At 69.2% G+C, this 13764-nt stretch carries 12 protein-coding genes and 1 pseudogene; 7 read left to right on the top strand and 6 right to left on the bottom strand.

Annotation, left to right across the window (positions count from 1 at the left end; all coding sequences use genetic code 11):
* Positions 1-124, bottom strand: a pseudogene (locus V7E05_RS02530) (enoyl-CoA hydratase); the annotation flags it as partial.
* A 254-nt stretch (positions 125-378) separates the two neighbouring features.
* Between V7E05_RS02530 and V7E05_RS02535 the strand changes: the two are divergent.
* The 3 genes from V7E05_RS02535 to V7E05_RS02545 all read left to right on the top strand — a co-directional run bounded on the left by V7E05_RS02535 (position 379) and on the right by V7E05_RS02545 (position 3437).
* Entirely contained in the window at positions 379-690 is a 312-nt protein-coding gene (locus V7E05_RS02535; protein WP_333618105.1) for a metal-sensitive transcriptional regulator, read from the top strand.
* A gap of 48 nt (positions 691-738) precedes the next feature.
* Positions 739-984 (top strand): heavy-metal-associated domain-containing protein, encoded by a 246-nt coding sequence (locus V7E05_RS02540; protein ID WP_333618106.1) that lies wholly within the window; start codon positions 739-741, stop codon positions 982-984.
* A gap of 152 nt (positions 985-1136) precedes the next feature.
* On the top strand, positions 1137-3437 hold the full coding sequence (locus V7E05_RS02545; protein WP_333618107.1) for a heavy metal translocating P-type ATPase: 2301 nt from the start codon (positions 1137-1139) through the stop codon (positions 3435-3437).
* Positions 3438-3581: 144 nt separating this feature from the next.
* Here V7E05_RS02545 and V7E05_RS02550 read toward each other — a convergent pair whose 3' ends face one another.
* The 3 genes from V7E05_RS02550 to V7E05_RS02560 form a co-directional block, all read right to left on the bottom strand.
* Positions 3582-5255: a FadD3 family acyl-CoA ligase gene (locus tag V7E05_RS02550; RefSeq protein WP_333618108.1), complete on the bottom strand. Its 1674-nt coding sequence runs from the start codon at positions 5253-5255 to the stop codon at positions 3582-3584.
* Positions 5256-5427: 172 nt separating this feature from the next.
* Positions 5428-6336 (bottom strand): hypothetical protein, encoded by a 909-nt coding sequence (locus V7E05_RS02555; RefSeq protein ID WP_333618109.1) that lies wholly within the window; start codon positions 6334-6336, stop codon positions 5428-5430.
* 231 nt (positions 6337-6567) lie between these two features.
* Entirely contained in the window at positions 6568-7377 is an 810-nt protein-coding gene (locus V7E05_RS02560) for a hypothetical protein (protein ID WP_333618110.1), read from the bottom strand.
* Between the two features lie 133 nt (positions 7378-7510).
* Here V7E05_RS02560 and V7E05_RS02565 point away from each other — a divergent pair, with 133 nt between their 5' ends.
* Complete coding sequence (locus tag V7E05_RS02565; RefSeq protein WP_333618111.1) at positions 7511-8767, top strand: acyl-CoA dehydrogenase family protein; 1257 nt, start codon at positions 7511-7513, stop codon at positions 8765-8767.
* The gene (locus tag V7E05_RS02570) at positions 8764-9603 is read left to right on the top strand and encodes an SDR family oxidoreductase (RefSeq protein ID WP_333618112.1); all 840 of its coding nucleotides are present in this window, start codon (positions 8764-8766) and stop codon (positions 9601-9603) included. Before V7E05_RS02565 ends, V7E05_RS02570 begins: the two co-directional genes overlap by 4 nt.
* Positions 9604-9702: 99 nt before the next feature.
* On the opposite strand, the gene V7E05_RS02575 is transcribed toward V7E05_RS02570, so the two are convergent.
* Positions 9703-10272: a hypothetical protein gene (locus V7E05_RS02575; RefSeq protein ID WP_333618113.1), complete on the bottom strand. Its 570-nt coding sequence runs from the start codon at positions 10270-10272 to the stop codon at positions 9703-9705.
* A 189-nt stretch (positions 10273-10461) separates the two neighbouring features.
* Here V7E05_RS02575 and V7E05_RS02580 point away from each other — a divergent pair, with 189 nt between their 5' ends.
* Both V7E05_RS02580 and V7E05_RS02585 read left to right on the top strand, forming a co-directional pair.
* Positions 10462-11145, top strand: coding sequence for a TetR/AcrR family transcriptional regulator (locus tag V7E05_RS02580; protein ID WP_333618114.1), 684 nt, complete (start codon positions 10462-10464; stop codon positions 11143-11145).
* Positions 11146-11205: 60 nt separating this feature from the next.
* The gene (locus tag V7E05_RS02585) at positions 11206-12360 is read left to right on the top strand and encodes an acetyl-CoA C-acetyltransferase (RefSeq protein ID WP_442891574.1); all 1155 of its coding nucleotides are present in this window, start codon (positions 11206-11208) and stop codon (positions 12358-12360) included.
* Positions 12361-12639: 279 nt separating this feature from the next.
* On the opposite strand, the gene V7E05_RS02590 is transcribed toward V7E05_RS02585, so the two are convergent.
* Positions 12640-13728, bottom strand: coding sequence for an NAD(P)H-dependent flavin oxidoreductase (locus tag V7E05_RS02590; RefSeq protein ID WP_333618115.1), 1089 nt, complete (start codon positions 13726-13728; stop codon positions 12640-12642).
* Positions 13729-13764: the final 36 nt, after the last annotated feature.

Raw genomic sequence — 13764 nt, forward strand, 5'->3', positions numbered from 1 at the left:
GAAACTCGGGCCTGTTGAGGGTGATGTACGCGGTGGAGTCCGCGACCTCGTAGGCGACGGGGGAGGTGTCGGGGCCGAGATCCGCGACGCCGAGGACCGGGGGAATTGCCGTTTCGTCTGCCATGACCTGCACGAACTCCTAACCTAGCAAATGCTTGGTTGGTAGCTTAGCAGGGCGATGCTGCGGGCGAGGTGGCTTGAGGAACTCGTCCCGTTCGCGCTTCTCACCCTTTTGCTCCGAATCGCGCCCCTGTGGCCGGGTTCGAGAGGGGTGATTCGCGGCGAAAGGCGTGAAAAGCGTGGAGGGTGGCCCACAATCCGGGATCTAGATACCCCCTAGGGGTTTACAAAGATACCCCGGAGGGGTACAAAAGGGACATGAGCACAGAGAAACTCGCCACCACGCCCACCCGCGGCTATGCCCAGGACAAAGCCGCGTACCTGCGCAGGCTCAAGCGCATCGAAGGCCAGATTCGCGGCCTCCAGCGCATGGTCGAGGACGACGAGTACTGCATCGACGTGCTCACCCAGGTCAGCGCCGTCAATTCGGCGCTCAAGTCCGTTTCACTCGGCCTCCTCGAGGATCACCTCGGCCACTGCGTCGTCGGCGCCGCCCGCGAGAGCGACGAGGCGGCGGATGCCAAGGTCCTCGAGGCCTCCGCGGCTATCGCGCGCCTGGTCAAGAGTTAGCCCCGGCCGGCCCATCCGTTCCACAACGCCAAACACGAGGAGCTCGACATGGCTACCACCACCATCATCACCGTCACCGGAATGACTTGCGGGCACTGCACCAGCACCGTCGGCAATGCGATCGACGCGCTCGACGGCGTAGAGGACGTCGCCGTCGACCTCGACTCCGGCGCCGTCACGATCCGATCCGACGGCGAGCTCAACCGCGACGCCGTCTCGAAGGCCGTGGCCGACGCCGGCTACGCGGTCGCCCCCGAAGGCGAGCCCGGCCTCGGCGACAACCTGCTCATCTAGGAGCCGAGCTCGCTTCGCCTCGCCTGGGTCGCCCGGGCGGCAACGGCTCGCCCGGCCCAGCACATGCAAGGACCGCCCGAGCCCACCTCGACTCGTCCCACCCGGCCGCCTCCCCCGACTCAGCCCGCCCACCAGCACGAAAGGATTCCGTCATGACGCAACAGTCCGGAAATGCGACAGCCGTCCCCACCGACGGCGCGTCTCTGTCGTTCGTCGACCTCGATATCGGCGGCATGTCCTGTGCCTCGTGCGCGGGACGGATCGAGAGGCGGCTCAACTCGATCGACGGCGCGCAGGCGAGCGTCAACTTCGCCACGGAGACGGCACGGGTCGGCATCCCGGAGGGCGCGGACGTCGATCAGCTCGTCGAAGCCGTGGAGAGTATCGGCTACTCGGCGAGCCCGGCCGACGGCAGCGCCCGCGCCGACTCCGGCGAGGGCGACGGCGCCGCGGACGACCTCCGCCGGCGCCTCATCGGCTCGGCGATCCTCACGGTCCCGATCATGGCGCTGTCGATGATCCCGCCGTTCCAGTTCGACTACTGGCAGTGGGTCGTTCTCGTGCTCGCGCTGCCCGTCGTCATCTGGGGAGCGTGGCCGTTCCACAGGGCGGCGGCGCTCAACCTGCGGCACGGCGGCCTCACGATGGACACGCTCGTCTCGCTCGGCGTGAGCATGGCGACGCTATGGAGCCTGTGGGCCATGCTGTTCGGGCATGCGGGGGAGCCGGGGCTGCGCCACGAGTTCTCATTCGCCCCGGGCGCGGTCGAGCACGCCTCGTCGATGATCTACTTTGAGGCCGCCGCGGGTGTGACCACCTTTATCCTGCTCGGGCGCTGGATCGAGGCGCGGTCGAAGAAGCAGGCGGGCCGTGTGATCACGGCGCTCATGCGGCTCGGCGCGCAGCGCGCCACCGTAGTCGAGGACGGCGAGGAACGCGAGATCCCGGCCGCCGCACTTGAGGTCGGCGACCTCGTCCGCGTGCGCCCTGGCGAGGCGATCCCCGCAGACGGGCGTATCGAGTCCGGCGAATCGGCGGTCGACGAATCGATGCTCACCGGCGAATCGACACCTGTAGAGCTTGGCCCGGGCGATGCGGTCACCGGCGCGACCATTGCGGTGTCCGGGATCCTCGAGATCCGAACCACGAGAGTCGGCCAGGACACGCAGCTCGCGAAGATGGCCCGTCTCGTCGCCGATGCACAGATGGACAAGGCGCCGGTGCAGCGCCTCGCGGACAGGATCTCGCAGGTGTTCGTGCCCGCCGTCATCGCGCTCGCGGTGCTCACCTTCGTGCTGTGGTGGGCGATCGACGGCGATCTCGCCCACGCGTTCACCGCAGGAATCGCGGTGCTCATTATCGCCTGCCCGTGCGCGCTCGGCCTGGCGACGCCCATGGCTCTCATGGTGGGCAGCGGCTCCGGCGCACGCCGCGGCATCCTGCTCTCGGGCCCGTCCGCGCTCGAATCGACGCGCTCCGTGGACACGGTCGTGCTCGACAAGACCGGGACCGTCACCACCGGAGTCATGTCCCTGCAGCAGGTTCTCGCCGTCCCCGGAGTGGATGACGCTGACGTGCTCTCCTACGCGGCGGCCGTAGAAGCGGGCTCGGAACACCCGATCGCGCGGGCCGTCGTCGCCGGCGCGGCCGAGCGCGGTGCCCCCGAACGAAAGCTCGAGGCATTCCGCTCGATCGCAGGCCGCGGCGTAGTCGGACGGGTCGACGGATCGGAGATCCAGGCCGGTCGCGCAGCGGCACTGGCGCGCCTCCCCGAGGGCAGCGAAGGGCGCGAGCTCGCGGCCCGCGCGGTAGCGCTCGAGGCCGACGGTGCGACGGTGATCGCGCTGTTCAAGGACGGTGCGGCGTTCGGCGCCCTTGCCGTTTCGGACGCACCGAAGCCCGAGTCCGCCGAGGCGATCGAGGAGCTGCGCCGTCAGCGGAAGAGGGTCGTGCTTCTCACCGGTGACAACGAGGGGGCGGCGCGCGCGACGGCGCGGGCCGTGGGCATCGATGTCGCAGCGGCGGACGCGGAGAAGCCGCGCGCCCAGCGCTCGGTGATCGCCGGGGTACTTCCGGCGGACAAGCTCGACGTGGTCCGCGAGCTGCAGGAATCCGGGGCGGTCGTGGCGATGGTCGGCGACGGAGTCAACGATTCGCCCGCGCTCGCGCGCGCCGATCTCGGCATCGCGATGGGCACGGGGACCGACGCGGCGATCGAGGCGAGCGATATCACGCTCGTGGGCGGCGATCCGCGGAAGATCGGGGAGGCACTCACCCTCGCGCGGAAGACCCTCGGCACCATTCGCGGCAACCTGTTCTGGGCATTCGCCTACAACGTGGCCGCGCTGCCGCTCGCGGCGTTCGGGTTGCTCACTCCCATGATCGCCGGAGCCGCGATGGCCTTCTCCTCGGTGTTCGTGGTGCTCAACTCGCTGCGCCTGCGCGCGGCGTAGGGCGCAACGGGCGCGGGGCCGGAAAGGGCCGGTGCCGCGCCCGACTCGAGCCCGGCTTGAGTCCGACCCGAGCCCAGCTCGAGCCTCACTCGCGCCCCGCTCTCCGGCCCGACTTCCGCTCGAACTTCGCCAGCCCCGCCGCTCCTACGCCTTGCGCAGCTCGGGCTTGACGATCTTGCCCATCGCGTTCCGCGGAAACGCTTCCACGAACTCGATCTCCCGCGGGCGCTTGAAGTTCGCGATCCGCGAGCCGAGGTACTCGGCAACCGCCTCCGCGGTGAGCGCACGCCCCTCCTCGGTCTCCGCCCGCTGCACGAACGCCTTGCCGACTTCGCCGAGGCGCTCGTCGGGGACGCCGATCACGGCGGAATCGACCACGCCGGGCAGCCGCGCGAGTATCTGCTCGATCTCCGCCGGGTACACGTTGAACCCGCCGGAGATGTACATGTCCTTGAGTCGGTCGGTGATCGTGAGGTTCCCCGCCCCGTCGAGCTCGCCGACGTCTCCGGTGTGCAGCCAGCCGTCTGCATCGATCGTCTCGGCGGTCGCCTCCGGATTGTCCAGGTAGCCGGCCATGACCATCTCGCCGCGCGCGAGCACTTCGCCCGCCTCGCCGATCCGGATCTCCATGCCCTCGAAGGCGCGGCCGCACGTGTGCGCGACCGTCTCGTCCGAGTCGTCGGGACGGCATGTGGAGACGAAGCCGGAGCACTCGGTGAGCCCGTACGCCGTGACTACCGTCTCGAGCCCGAGGTCCGACTGCATCCGCTCGACGAGGACCACAGGGACGATGGACGCGCCCGTCACCGCGAGGCGCAGCGAGGAGAGGTCGTAATCGGGCCGGGCGGGGGAGTCGAGGAGCGTGGAGAAGATCGTCGGCGCGCCGGGCAGCACGGACACCTTTTCGCTCTCCACCAGCGCCATCGCATCCTCGGGCTTGTAGACGGCGAGCGGCACGATTCGCGCGCCGAACAGCGCGCACACGAGGAAGCCGGCCTTGTATCCGAACGTGTGGAAGAACGGGTTGAGTACGAGGTAGCGGTCCTTCTCGGAGAGCCCGCCGTTGCGCCCCCACGCCCGCGCGCCCGCCACGCTCTGCTTGTGTAGAGCCACGACGCCCTTCGATTTCCCGGTGGTTCCGGAGGTGAAGAGGATGTCCGCGATGTCGTCGGCGCCCACCGCGTCGGCGCGCCGCTCGGCTTCCGCCCTCGCCTCGTCGGTCGCGCTCGCGGAGAACTCGTCCCATTCGCGGATGACGCCGGACTCCGCCTTCTCGGTGCCGCCGAGCGGCACCCGGATAACAGTGCGCAGCGGAGTTCCCGAGAGCTCGCCACCGGAGGCATCGGCGAGCTGACCGATGCGCTCGACGCCGAGGAACTCCCCGGCAATGACGGCGAACGGCGCCGCGGTCCTGTCGATCAGCTCGAGGGCCTCGGCCCCGGTGTAGCGGGTGTTCGCCGGGACGAGCACGCCACCGGCGTACTGGATTCCGAGCGCCGCGACCACCCAGTGCCACGAGTTCGGGGACCACACGAGAACGCGGTCGCCGGGTTCGACGCCGCCGGCGACGAGAGCGGCGGCGAAGTCGCGCACCTGTTCGGCGAGCTCGGCCCACGTCCAGCGGACGCCGTGGGACTCGCCGCCGTCGCCCGGCCGGATACCCGCCTGCACGTCGGCGAGCGCCTCGGCCGCAGGCCAAAGGCCGGCGGCTCGGCGCAGCGCCTGCGGGGTGGTGCGCACGTCGTCGATGTCGAGGCGCGCCGCGGCCGCGATGGACTCGGCAATGGAAGCGGCGAGCTCGGATGCTGGATCGGCCATGGTGTCTCCTCGGACCGCTACGTCGAACCCCGGCGGACGCCGGGGAGCGGCGCCGCGGGAGCGCCGCGCTCTTGACACGATGGACCCTACCAAGCAGTTGCTTGGTAGGGTCCTCGAATCGGCAGACTGCGGCCGGCGGCGCGGATGCGCGGGGCGATCGCGCCCTCCGGCGTCAGGCGTTCTGGATCTTCTCCGCCTGGGCGCGGAGGATCTCCTCTGCCTTCGCCTGGAAGGCGTCCATGTCCGCCGGCTGGAGCTCCTTGAGCGGCTCGCCGGTCGTCGGATCGGGCATAGCCGACGAGGAGCCCGAGGTGCTGACGAAGATCCCGTCGACACTGCCGAACGCGATGACCTGGGCAGTCGGGAGCGTGACACCCATCGTCGACTCCTGGCCCTCCATGCGGAACACGTGGAAATCGCTCACTCCCTCCGGCGCCTCCGCGTCGACCTCCGTGTATTTCGTCTCGAGGGTCGTCTTGCCGAAGTCCTCACCCAGGCTGTCGAGGACTTCCGGCGGGATTTCCTCACCCATCATGTCCGCGGCGCCTTGCTTGGCGAACTCGGAGGAGTCGGTGCTGAGCGTGACGCTCGGGCATTTCGAGATGAGGTCGGTCCACTTCTTCGCATTGCCCGGTTCCTCGGAGATCATCACCGAGGCGAGCTTGGTGTCGTTGTCGTACATGCCGAACTTCGAGGTCGGCGCCTTGCGCTGGGTGAAGTCGATCATCTCGGAGCACTCTGCCGGCTGGACGTCGAACTTGACCTGACCGGACTCCGCCGCGCCCATGATCCCCTGGGCCATTTGCTGATCGAACCCTGGGCTCATGGGCACCCCGGGGACCGCGTCGTCGGCGATGAGCAGGTCCTCGAGAGGGGCGTCGGGCTTCTCGCCGGAGCCATCGCTCGCGGACGCAGAAGTCGCCTCGGCCGCGCCCTCGGCGGAGTCCGAGTCCGAGCTGCAAGCAGCGAGCCCGGCGCCGCCCATCAGGGCCACGAGGGCCACGGCGGCGGCGTCCATGCGGATACGCCTGCGCTTGGTGGTCTGGGTGGTGGCGACGATCCTTCGCGATCCGGTGCTCACGGGTGCTTCCCTTCGTCTTGGCGGCGTCGGTGGCCGCCGCATTGGCGTGCGCATGTATCCATCGGGAGGTCCGCCCAACGAAGCGGGCCCGCCGGTGGGATGCCACCGGCGGGCCCGAAGTTCCCGCTGAATTTCGAACTATTCTTGTTGTCGCCCCGAACAGGTGCGTTGCGGCGTTTTCCCGCCTGCGCCCTTAGCTTTTCCGCCTACGCGTGCCGGGTGCTCCCGCGCCTACGCCTGCGCGATCTTCGAGGCCTGACGGTTGAAGATGTCGAGCGCGCGCGCCTCGGCCTCGGGCGGCACCGGTCCGGAGGCCGACGTCGCGGTGGCGAGGATTTCGACCCCGTTGACGGTGCCCGAGATCTGCACGGCGCCGACGGAGACGTGCTGATCGGCGAGGTCGTAGTCAGTCGTCGAACGGCCGGCGACGAAGCTCTCGACGCCCTCGGGCGCCGGGCTGTCGATCCGCTCGTTGGAGACCTGGAAGACGGTCGGCGTCTGCTCACCGCCGGCCTGGGTGGGCGAGTTGATCGTGACGGTGGCCTGCGCGCACTCGTCGAACACCTTCGCGCGGTCGAGGCTGTCCTCGCCCTGCTTGTTGAGCGCGATCGAGTAGATGATGTTCGGGGTGTCTTCCGCGACGGCCGTTCGGGCGATCGTGCTCGCGGTGGTGCCGGGCGAGGTGCCCATCGCGGCGACCGAGCATTCCGGCGGATCGGCCTTGAAGTCGGCCTGCGTCGTGAGGTTCGAGATCGAGTTCGAGACCTGGTCGAGCTGCTCGGCGGGCACTTCCTGCAGGGCGATACCCGGCACCTCGTCGCCCGAGAGCGCCTTCGGCTCGAGCTCGGCGCGGGCCGCGGGGTCGCCGGCCTCGACCTCGTTGGACGAGGATGAGGGGGCTTCGCTGGAGGCGGAGGAATCGTCGGAGCCGTCGCTCGAGGAACTGCATGCGGCGAGTCCGGTGAGGGCGAGAGCGCCCGCGCAGAGTGCGGCGGCGACCTTCGCCGTCGCGGTGGTCCGCGAGGTGCGTCGAATAGTCATGCTTTGCAGTGTAAGAAAAACTTCCCGGATATATAACCTGGCCGAGACAACTCGCGCGGAGGTTTTCCCCGCGTATGACGCCGGACCCCACATTCCGCCAATAACCAAGCAAGTGCTTGGTAGGCTCTGATCCATGACAGACGTAGCACCCGGGGGCCCCGCGGCGCGGCCGAGCGCGGCAGGGCAGACCCCGGAGGAGTTCGCCGGCGAGTTCCGCGAGTGGCTTGAGGCGAACCTCTCCGGCGAGTTCGCGCGACTGCGTGGCACCGGCGGACCTGGCAGCGAGCACCAGTTCTTCTCGGCGCGCAGGGAGTGGGAGCGGCACATGGCGGCCGCGGGCTGGACGTGCGTCGGCTGGCCCACCGAGCACGGCGGGCGCGGCGCGAGCCTCGCCCAGCAGGTGCTCTTCCACGAGGAGTACGCGAAGGCCAACGCCCCGGCGCGGGTCTCGCACCTCGGCGAGACGCTTCTCGGTCCCACGCTCATCGCGCACGGCACCGAGGAACAGAAGCGCCGCTTCCTTCCGCGGATCGTCGCGGTCGACGAGCTGTGGGCGCAGGGCTACTCGGAGCCCGATGCGGGCTCGGACCTCGCGAACGTCGCCACCACCGCGCGCCTCGACGCCGAAGCGGGGGAGTACGTCCTCCACGGGCAGAAGGTGTGGACCTCGCTCGCGCACCTGTCGCAGTGGGCGTTCGTCATCGCCCGCACCGAACAGGGATCGAAGCGACACAAGGGGCTCAGCTTCCTCCTCGTTCCGCTCGAGCAGGATGGCGTCGAGATCCGCCCCATCCAGCAGCTCACGGGGACCAGCGAGTTCAACGAGGTCTTCTTCGACGGCGCGCGCACCGGCGCGGACATGCGCGTCGGCGCCGAGGGCGAGGGGTGGAAGGTCGCCATGACCCTCCTCGGATTCGAGCGCGGCGTCTCCACCCTCGGTCAGCAAGTGGGCTTCGCGCGCGAGCTCGAGAGGCTCACCGCGCTGGCGCGCGAGACCGGGCAGGCCGAGTACCCGGCGATCCGCGCGCGCATCGTCGACGCGTGGATCGGCCTCAAGACCATCCGCGCCCACGCGCTGCGCACGCTCGCCGAGCCCGATCCCTCGGGCGGCAACGCCTCGGCGGCCAAGCTGCTCTGGGCGAACTGGCACCGCGACCTCGGCGAGCTCGCCATGTCCATCGAGGGCGCGGCGGGGCTCCTCGGCCCCACCGAGACCTCGGAGGGCGAGCCCAACGACCTTCGCGATCCCGCCCAACTCGAGCTCGCCGAATGGCAGCGCAGCTTCCTCTTCAGCCGCTCGGACACCATCTACGGCGGCTCCAACGAAATCCAGCGAAACATCATCTCCGAGCGCGTGCTCGGACTCCCACGAGAGGCCAGGCCACAGTGACCACCGGACAGAACAGCGAAAACGCCGCCGGCGCGCGCCCCGCATCCCCGCTCGCCACCGTTCCCGAGGAGACCCCGGGCCACGGACTCCTCGCCGGGAAGAAGGTGGTGGTGACGGCGGCCGCCGGAACCGGTATCGGCTTCGCCTCTGCGAGGCGCGCGGCACTCGAGGGTGCCGACGTGCTCCTCTCCGATTTCCACGAGCGGCGCCTGGGCGAATCCTGCGATGCGCTCGCCGAGGAGTTCCCGGACCAGTCCATCGAGGCGATCGTCTGCAACGTGCAGTCCTCTACGGATGTCGACGCGCTCATTGCCGGCGCGGCGGAGAAGCTCGGGCAGATCGACGTACTCGTCAACAACGCGGGCTTCGGCGGGGAGGGGGAGCTCGTCGACATGAGCGATGAGGACTGGGACCGCGTCCTCGACATCACCCTCAACGGCACTTTCCGCGCTACGAGGGCCGCACTGCGCTACTTCCGCGACGCTCCGCACGGCGGCGTCATCGTCAACAACGCCTCCGTCCTCGGCTGGCGGGCGCAGCGGGCACAGGCGCACTACGCAGCGGCGAAGGCCGGCGTCATGGCCCTCACACGGTGCTCGGCGATCGAGGGCGCGGACTTCGGCGTTCGGATCAACGCGATCGCGCCGTCGATCGCCCGCCACAAGTTCCTCGAGAAGTCGGCCTCGACCGATCTGCTCGACGAGCTGGCTGCGAAGGAGGCCTTCGGTCGCGCCGCGGACGTGTGGGAGGTCGCCGCGACCGTGGCGATGCTCGCCTCGGACTACACGACGTACATGACGGGCGAGGTCGTCTCGATTTCCTCGCAGCGGGCGTAATTCGAGACGCGGCTGCCTGGGCCCTGGCTCCGCTTGTCGGAGGGGCCGTCGCGCCCGCCCCGCTGCGCCTGAGCGCAATGGGGCGGGCGCGCATTGCTGTTAGATGCCGTCGCCGGCGAGAAGCGCGGCGATGGTGGGCAGCGAGGCGGAGGCTGCGGCGAGATTCTCCTGGGAGGAGCCGGCCTGGATCGAGCCGAGAACGGCGTCGGCGGGATTGCCCACGACGACGGTGGGGTCGACGCCCGGAGCTGTATCGCCGACGCAGTACGTGACGAGCGAGTACACGTTGGCCGGAATGTCGCTTGCCGAAAGTGTCACGGAGGGGGAGGCGGCAGGGAACAGTACAGCAGTGGGGAGGGGGAGGCGGCCGCCGGTTTTGAGTGTGGTCACGTCATCACGGGTGAAGAGGGCGTACGCGGCGGCGCGGTCGAGACCGCCGGTGACCTGCTCGATGAACTGCGGGGCGATCGCGGTCGGGGCGAGGGCGGCGTAGCAATTGCCGCTGACTTCGCCCTGCTCGAGGCTGAACGTCACGGAGACCTTCGTGCCATCGACGGCGGAGCTGTTGGTCACGGCGTTGGCGGCGGCGGGCACGGCGAGGCCGGCGCCGAGGGCGAGTGCGGACGCGGCGGCCACTGCCGCGACTCGGGAGCGGAACGACGACAGCATAGGAATCCCCCTGGGGGCTCGGGGCGCGCCTTCAGGCGACGACCATGATGTGGATCACAAAAAGTATAAGCCAATGTTCATGTTATTGAAACCAAAGTTGGCAGAGTGATTATTGAATTCTGATGTGGCGCCGAAATGAGGGCAGGGATAGCCGTCGTCAACCAAGCGCTTGTTTGGTATCCTCCGAGAATGGCCCGAAATGAAGGCGGGGCGAAAGCGGCCTCGCGGGACGAGACCGGTAGCGCCACAGGCGCCGACGGCGCAGGATTCGGCGCGGCAGGCGCCGAAGCGGGGGCGCTGCACTCCCGCCGCGAGGAGCTGCTCGAGATCTCCGCGCGCCTCTTCGCCGAGCGCGGAGTGCGGGCGACCACGGTGCGCCACATCGCCGATGCCGCCGGGATCCTCTCGGGGAGCCTCTACCACCACTTCTCCTCGAAGGAAGCGATCGTCGACGAGGTGCTTCGCGGCTTCCTCGACCGCCTCTTCGCGAGCTACAGCGAGATCGTCCGGGATGCGGCGAGCCCGCGCGAGGCCCTCGAACGGCTCGTCCGCGTGTCCTTCGCTGCGATCCATGACTCCCGCAACCAGGTGGCGATTTACCAGGACGAGGTCAAGCACCTGCAGGGTAATCCGCGCTTCGAGTACCTCGAGCAGCGCAACCGCGAGTTCCGGGACATGTGGATCGGGGTCATCGACGCCGGGCAGCGCGAGGGCGAGTTCCGCGCCGATCTCGACGCGAACCTCACCTATCGGTTCCTCCGCGACACCGTGTGGGTCGCGGTCCGCTGGTATCGGCCGGGCGGCAAGGTCTCCGAGAAGGAGATCGCCGACCAGTACCTCCGCATCGTCCTCGACGGGCTCGCGAGCGAGTAGCGCCACACGCCACCACAGACCACAGACCGATACATCTGAACCACCGAGGAGTTCCCCATCATGGCTCAAGAAGCATTCATCGTTGAGGCCCTGCGCACGCCCGTGGGCAAGCGCGGCGGCAGCCTGTCCTCCGTCCACCCCGCAGATCTCGGCGGGCACGTGATGTCCGAGGTGGTCCGCCGCACCGGCATCGACCCCGAGGTCGTCGACGACGTGGTCTTCGGCTGCCTCGACACCATCGGACCGCAGGCCGGCAACGTCGCGCGCACCGCATGGCTCGCCGCCGGCCTGCCGCTCGGCGTCCCCGGAACGACCGTCGACCGCCAGTGCGGCTCCTCGCAGCAGGCGCTCCACTTCGCGGCGCAGGGCGTGATGTCCGGAACCCAGGACGTCGTGCTCTTCGGTGGCGTGCAGAACATGAGCGCCCTCCCTATCTCCTCCGCGATGACGGCGGGCCGCGAGTACGGCTTCGACGATCCCTTCACGGGCTCCAAGGGATGGGTCGAGCGCTTCGGCACCCAGGAGGTGTCCCAGTTCCGCGGCGCGCAGATGATCGCCGACAAGTGGAACCTCTCCCGCCAGGAGCTCGAGGAGTTCGCGCTGCGTTCCAACGAGCTGGCGTTCGCGGCGATCAAGGCCGGCAACTTCGACAACGAGATCGTGGCCTACGGAGACTTCGCGGTCGACGAGACCCCGCGCGAGACCTCGATGGAGAAGATGGCCGGGCTCAAGCCGCTCGCCGAGGGCGGCACCATCACCGCGGCAGTCGCCTCGCAGATCGCCGACGGCGCCTCCGCAGGCCTCGTGGTCTCGGCCGACGCCGTCGAAAAGTACGGCCTCAAGCCGCGCGCACGGATCGTCGACATGACGGTGCGCGGCGACGACCCGATCATGATGCTCACCGGGCCGATCCCCGCCACCGAGCGTGCGCTCGCGAAGTCCGGGCTCTCGATCGACGACATCGACGTCGTGGAGATCAACGAGGCGTTCGCGCCCGTCGTCCTCGCGTGGCTCAAGGAGACCGGCGCGGACCTCGAGAAGGTCAACCCCAACGGCGGCGGCATCGCGCTCGGGCACCCGCTCGGTGCGACGGGAGCGAAGCTCTTCGCCACGATGCTCAATCACCTCGAGCGCACGGGCGGCCGCTACGGGCTGCAGACCATGTGCGAGGGCGGCGGAACGGCGAACGTCACGATCATCGAGCGCCTGGACTAGTTCTTCCTCGGGGCGCGGCCATTGCCGGCCGCGTCCCATCGAGGTTCACCCACCAAAATGCCGATCCTCCAACAGCGTCGGTGGGTGGATCGGCATTGTCGTAGGCGGAAATTCTGCGTGTCCCGCATGGTGAGATCGGGCGCCTGTCCGCGATAACCGCAGGGTCCGAAGTCCGCAGAGCCCGCGAGAACTCCGGGGCCCGAGGGCAGCGCAATCCGCCGACCGCCGGGTCCCGCTCCCATGCGCCGGGACGGCCGCCGTGAATCGCGGCCTTCGCCGTCAGGCCTGGTTCAGTGCGTGGAGAGTTTCGAGCCGCTCGTCCGCCTCAGCCATGATCCGGTCGATCACCTCGGCGCACGACGGGAGGTCGTCGATCATTCCGACCACCTGGCCGGAGGCGAGCACGCCGGCGTCCGTGTTGCCCTCGACGAGGCCGGCCTTGAGTAGCATCGGCGTGTTCGCGGCCATGACGATCTGCTGCCACGTGCGGTCTGACGCCTTCTTCATGTTGAGCCCGTCGCGTGCGAGCTGCTGCCACCGCATCCCGGTCATCGACTTGAACTTCTGCGCATTCTGCACAGCGGCGACCAGGCTCTTCCCCGGATTTCCGGATTCGAGCGCGTTGACCAGCCCCGTGCGCAGCACGCGGTGCGGCATGCCGTCCACTCGCGTGGACACCACCGTGTCCTGGAGGCCGCGTTCGAGGTACTGCGCCTTGACCGAATCGGGCACCCGGCTGTCCGAGGTGAGGAGGAACCTCGTGCCCATCGCGATCCCCGAGGCGCCATAGGACAGCGCGGCGACTAGCCCGCGGCCGTCGAAGAAGCCGCCCGCGGCGACCACCGGGATCGAGGTTTTGCCGGGGCCACCGAGGGCGTCGACGACCGAGGGGAGGAGCAGCGTCGTGGCGACCTGCCCCGTGTGCCCGCCGCCCTCGCCTCCCTGGACGATGACGGCGTCGGCGCCCCACGATGCGACCTTCACCGCGTGCTTCGCCGCGCCGATCGACGGGATCACCACGAGCCCGTTGTCCTTGAGCCGGGCGATCAGCTCGGGTTTCGGCGCGAGCGCGAACGACGCGACCTTGACCCCCTCGCGGATCATGAGCTCGCAGCGCTCTACGGCGTCCTCGGCGTCGGCGCGGAGATTGACCCCGAAAGGCTTGTCGGTGAGCTCCTTCGTGCGGCGGATCGCCTCTTCGAGCTCGGCGTAGGTCATCGTCGCGGAAGCGAGGATGCCCAGCCCTCCAGCGTTGGCGGTGGCCGCCGTCAGATGCGGACCCGAGACCCAACCCATGCCGGTCTGCACGATGGGGTGCTGCACGCCGACGAGCCGGGTGAAATCGGTGGCGAGGGACGAGGCGCTCATCAGCTCGTCTCCTCGGCCGCGCGCGGCACCTCGCGG

The sequence above is a fragment of the Dietzia sp. genome (assembly GCF_036741115.1).
GTDB lineage: Bacteria > Actinomycetota > Actinomycetes > Mycobacteriales > Mycobacteriaceae > Dietzia.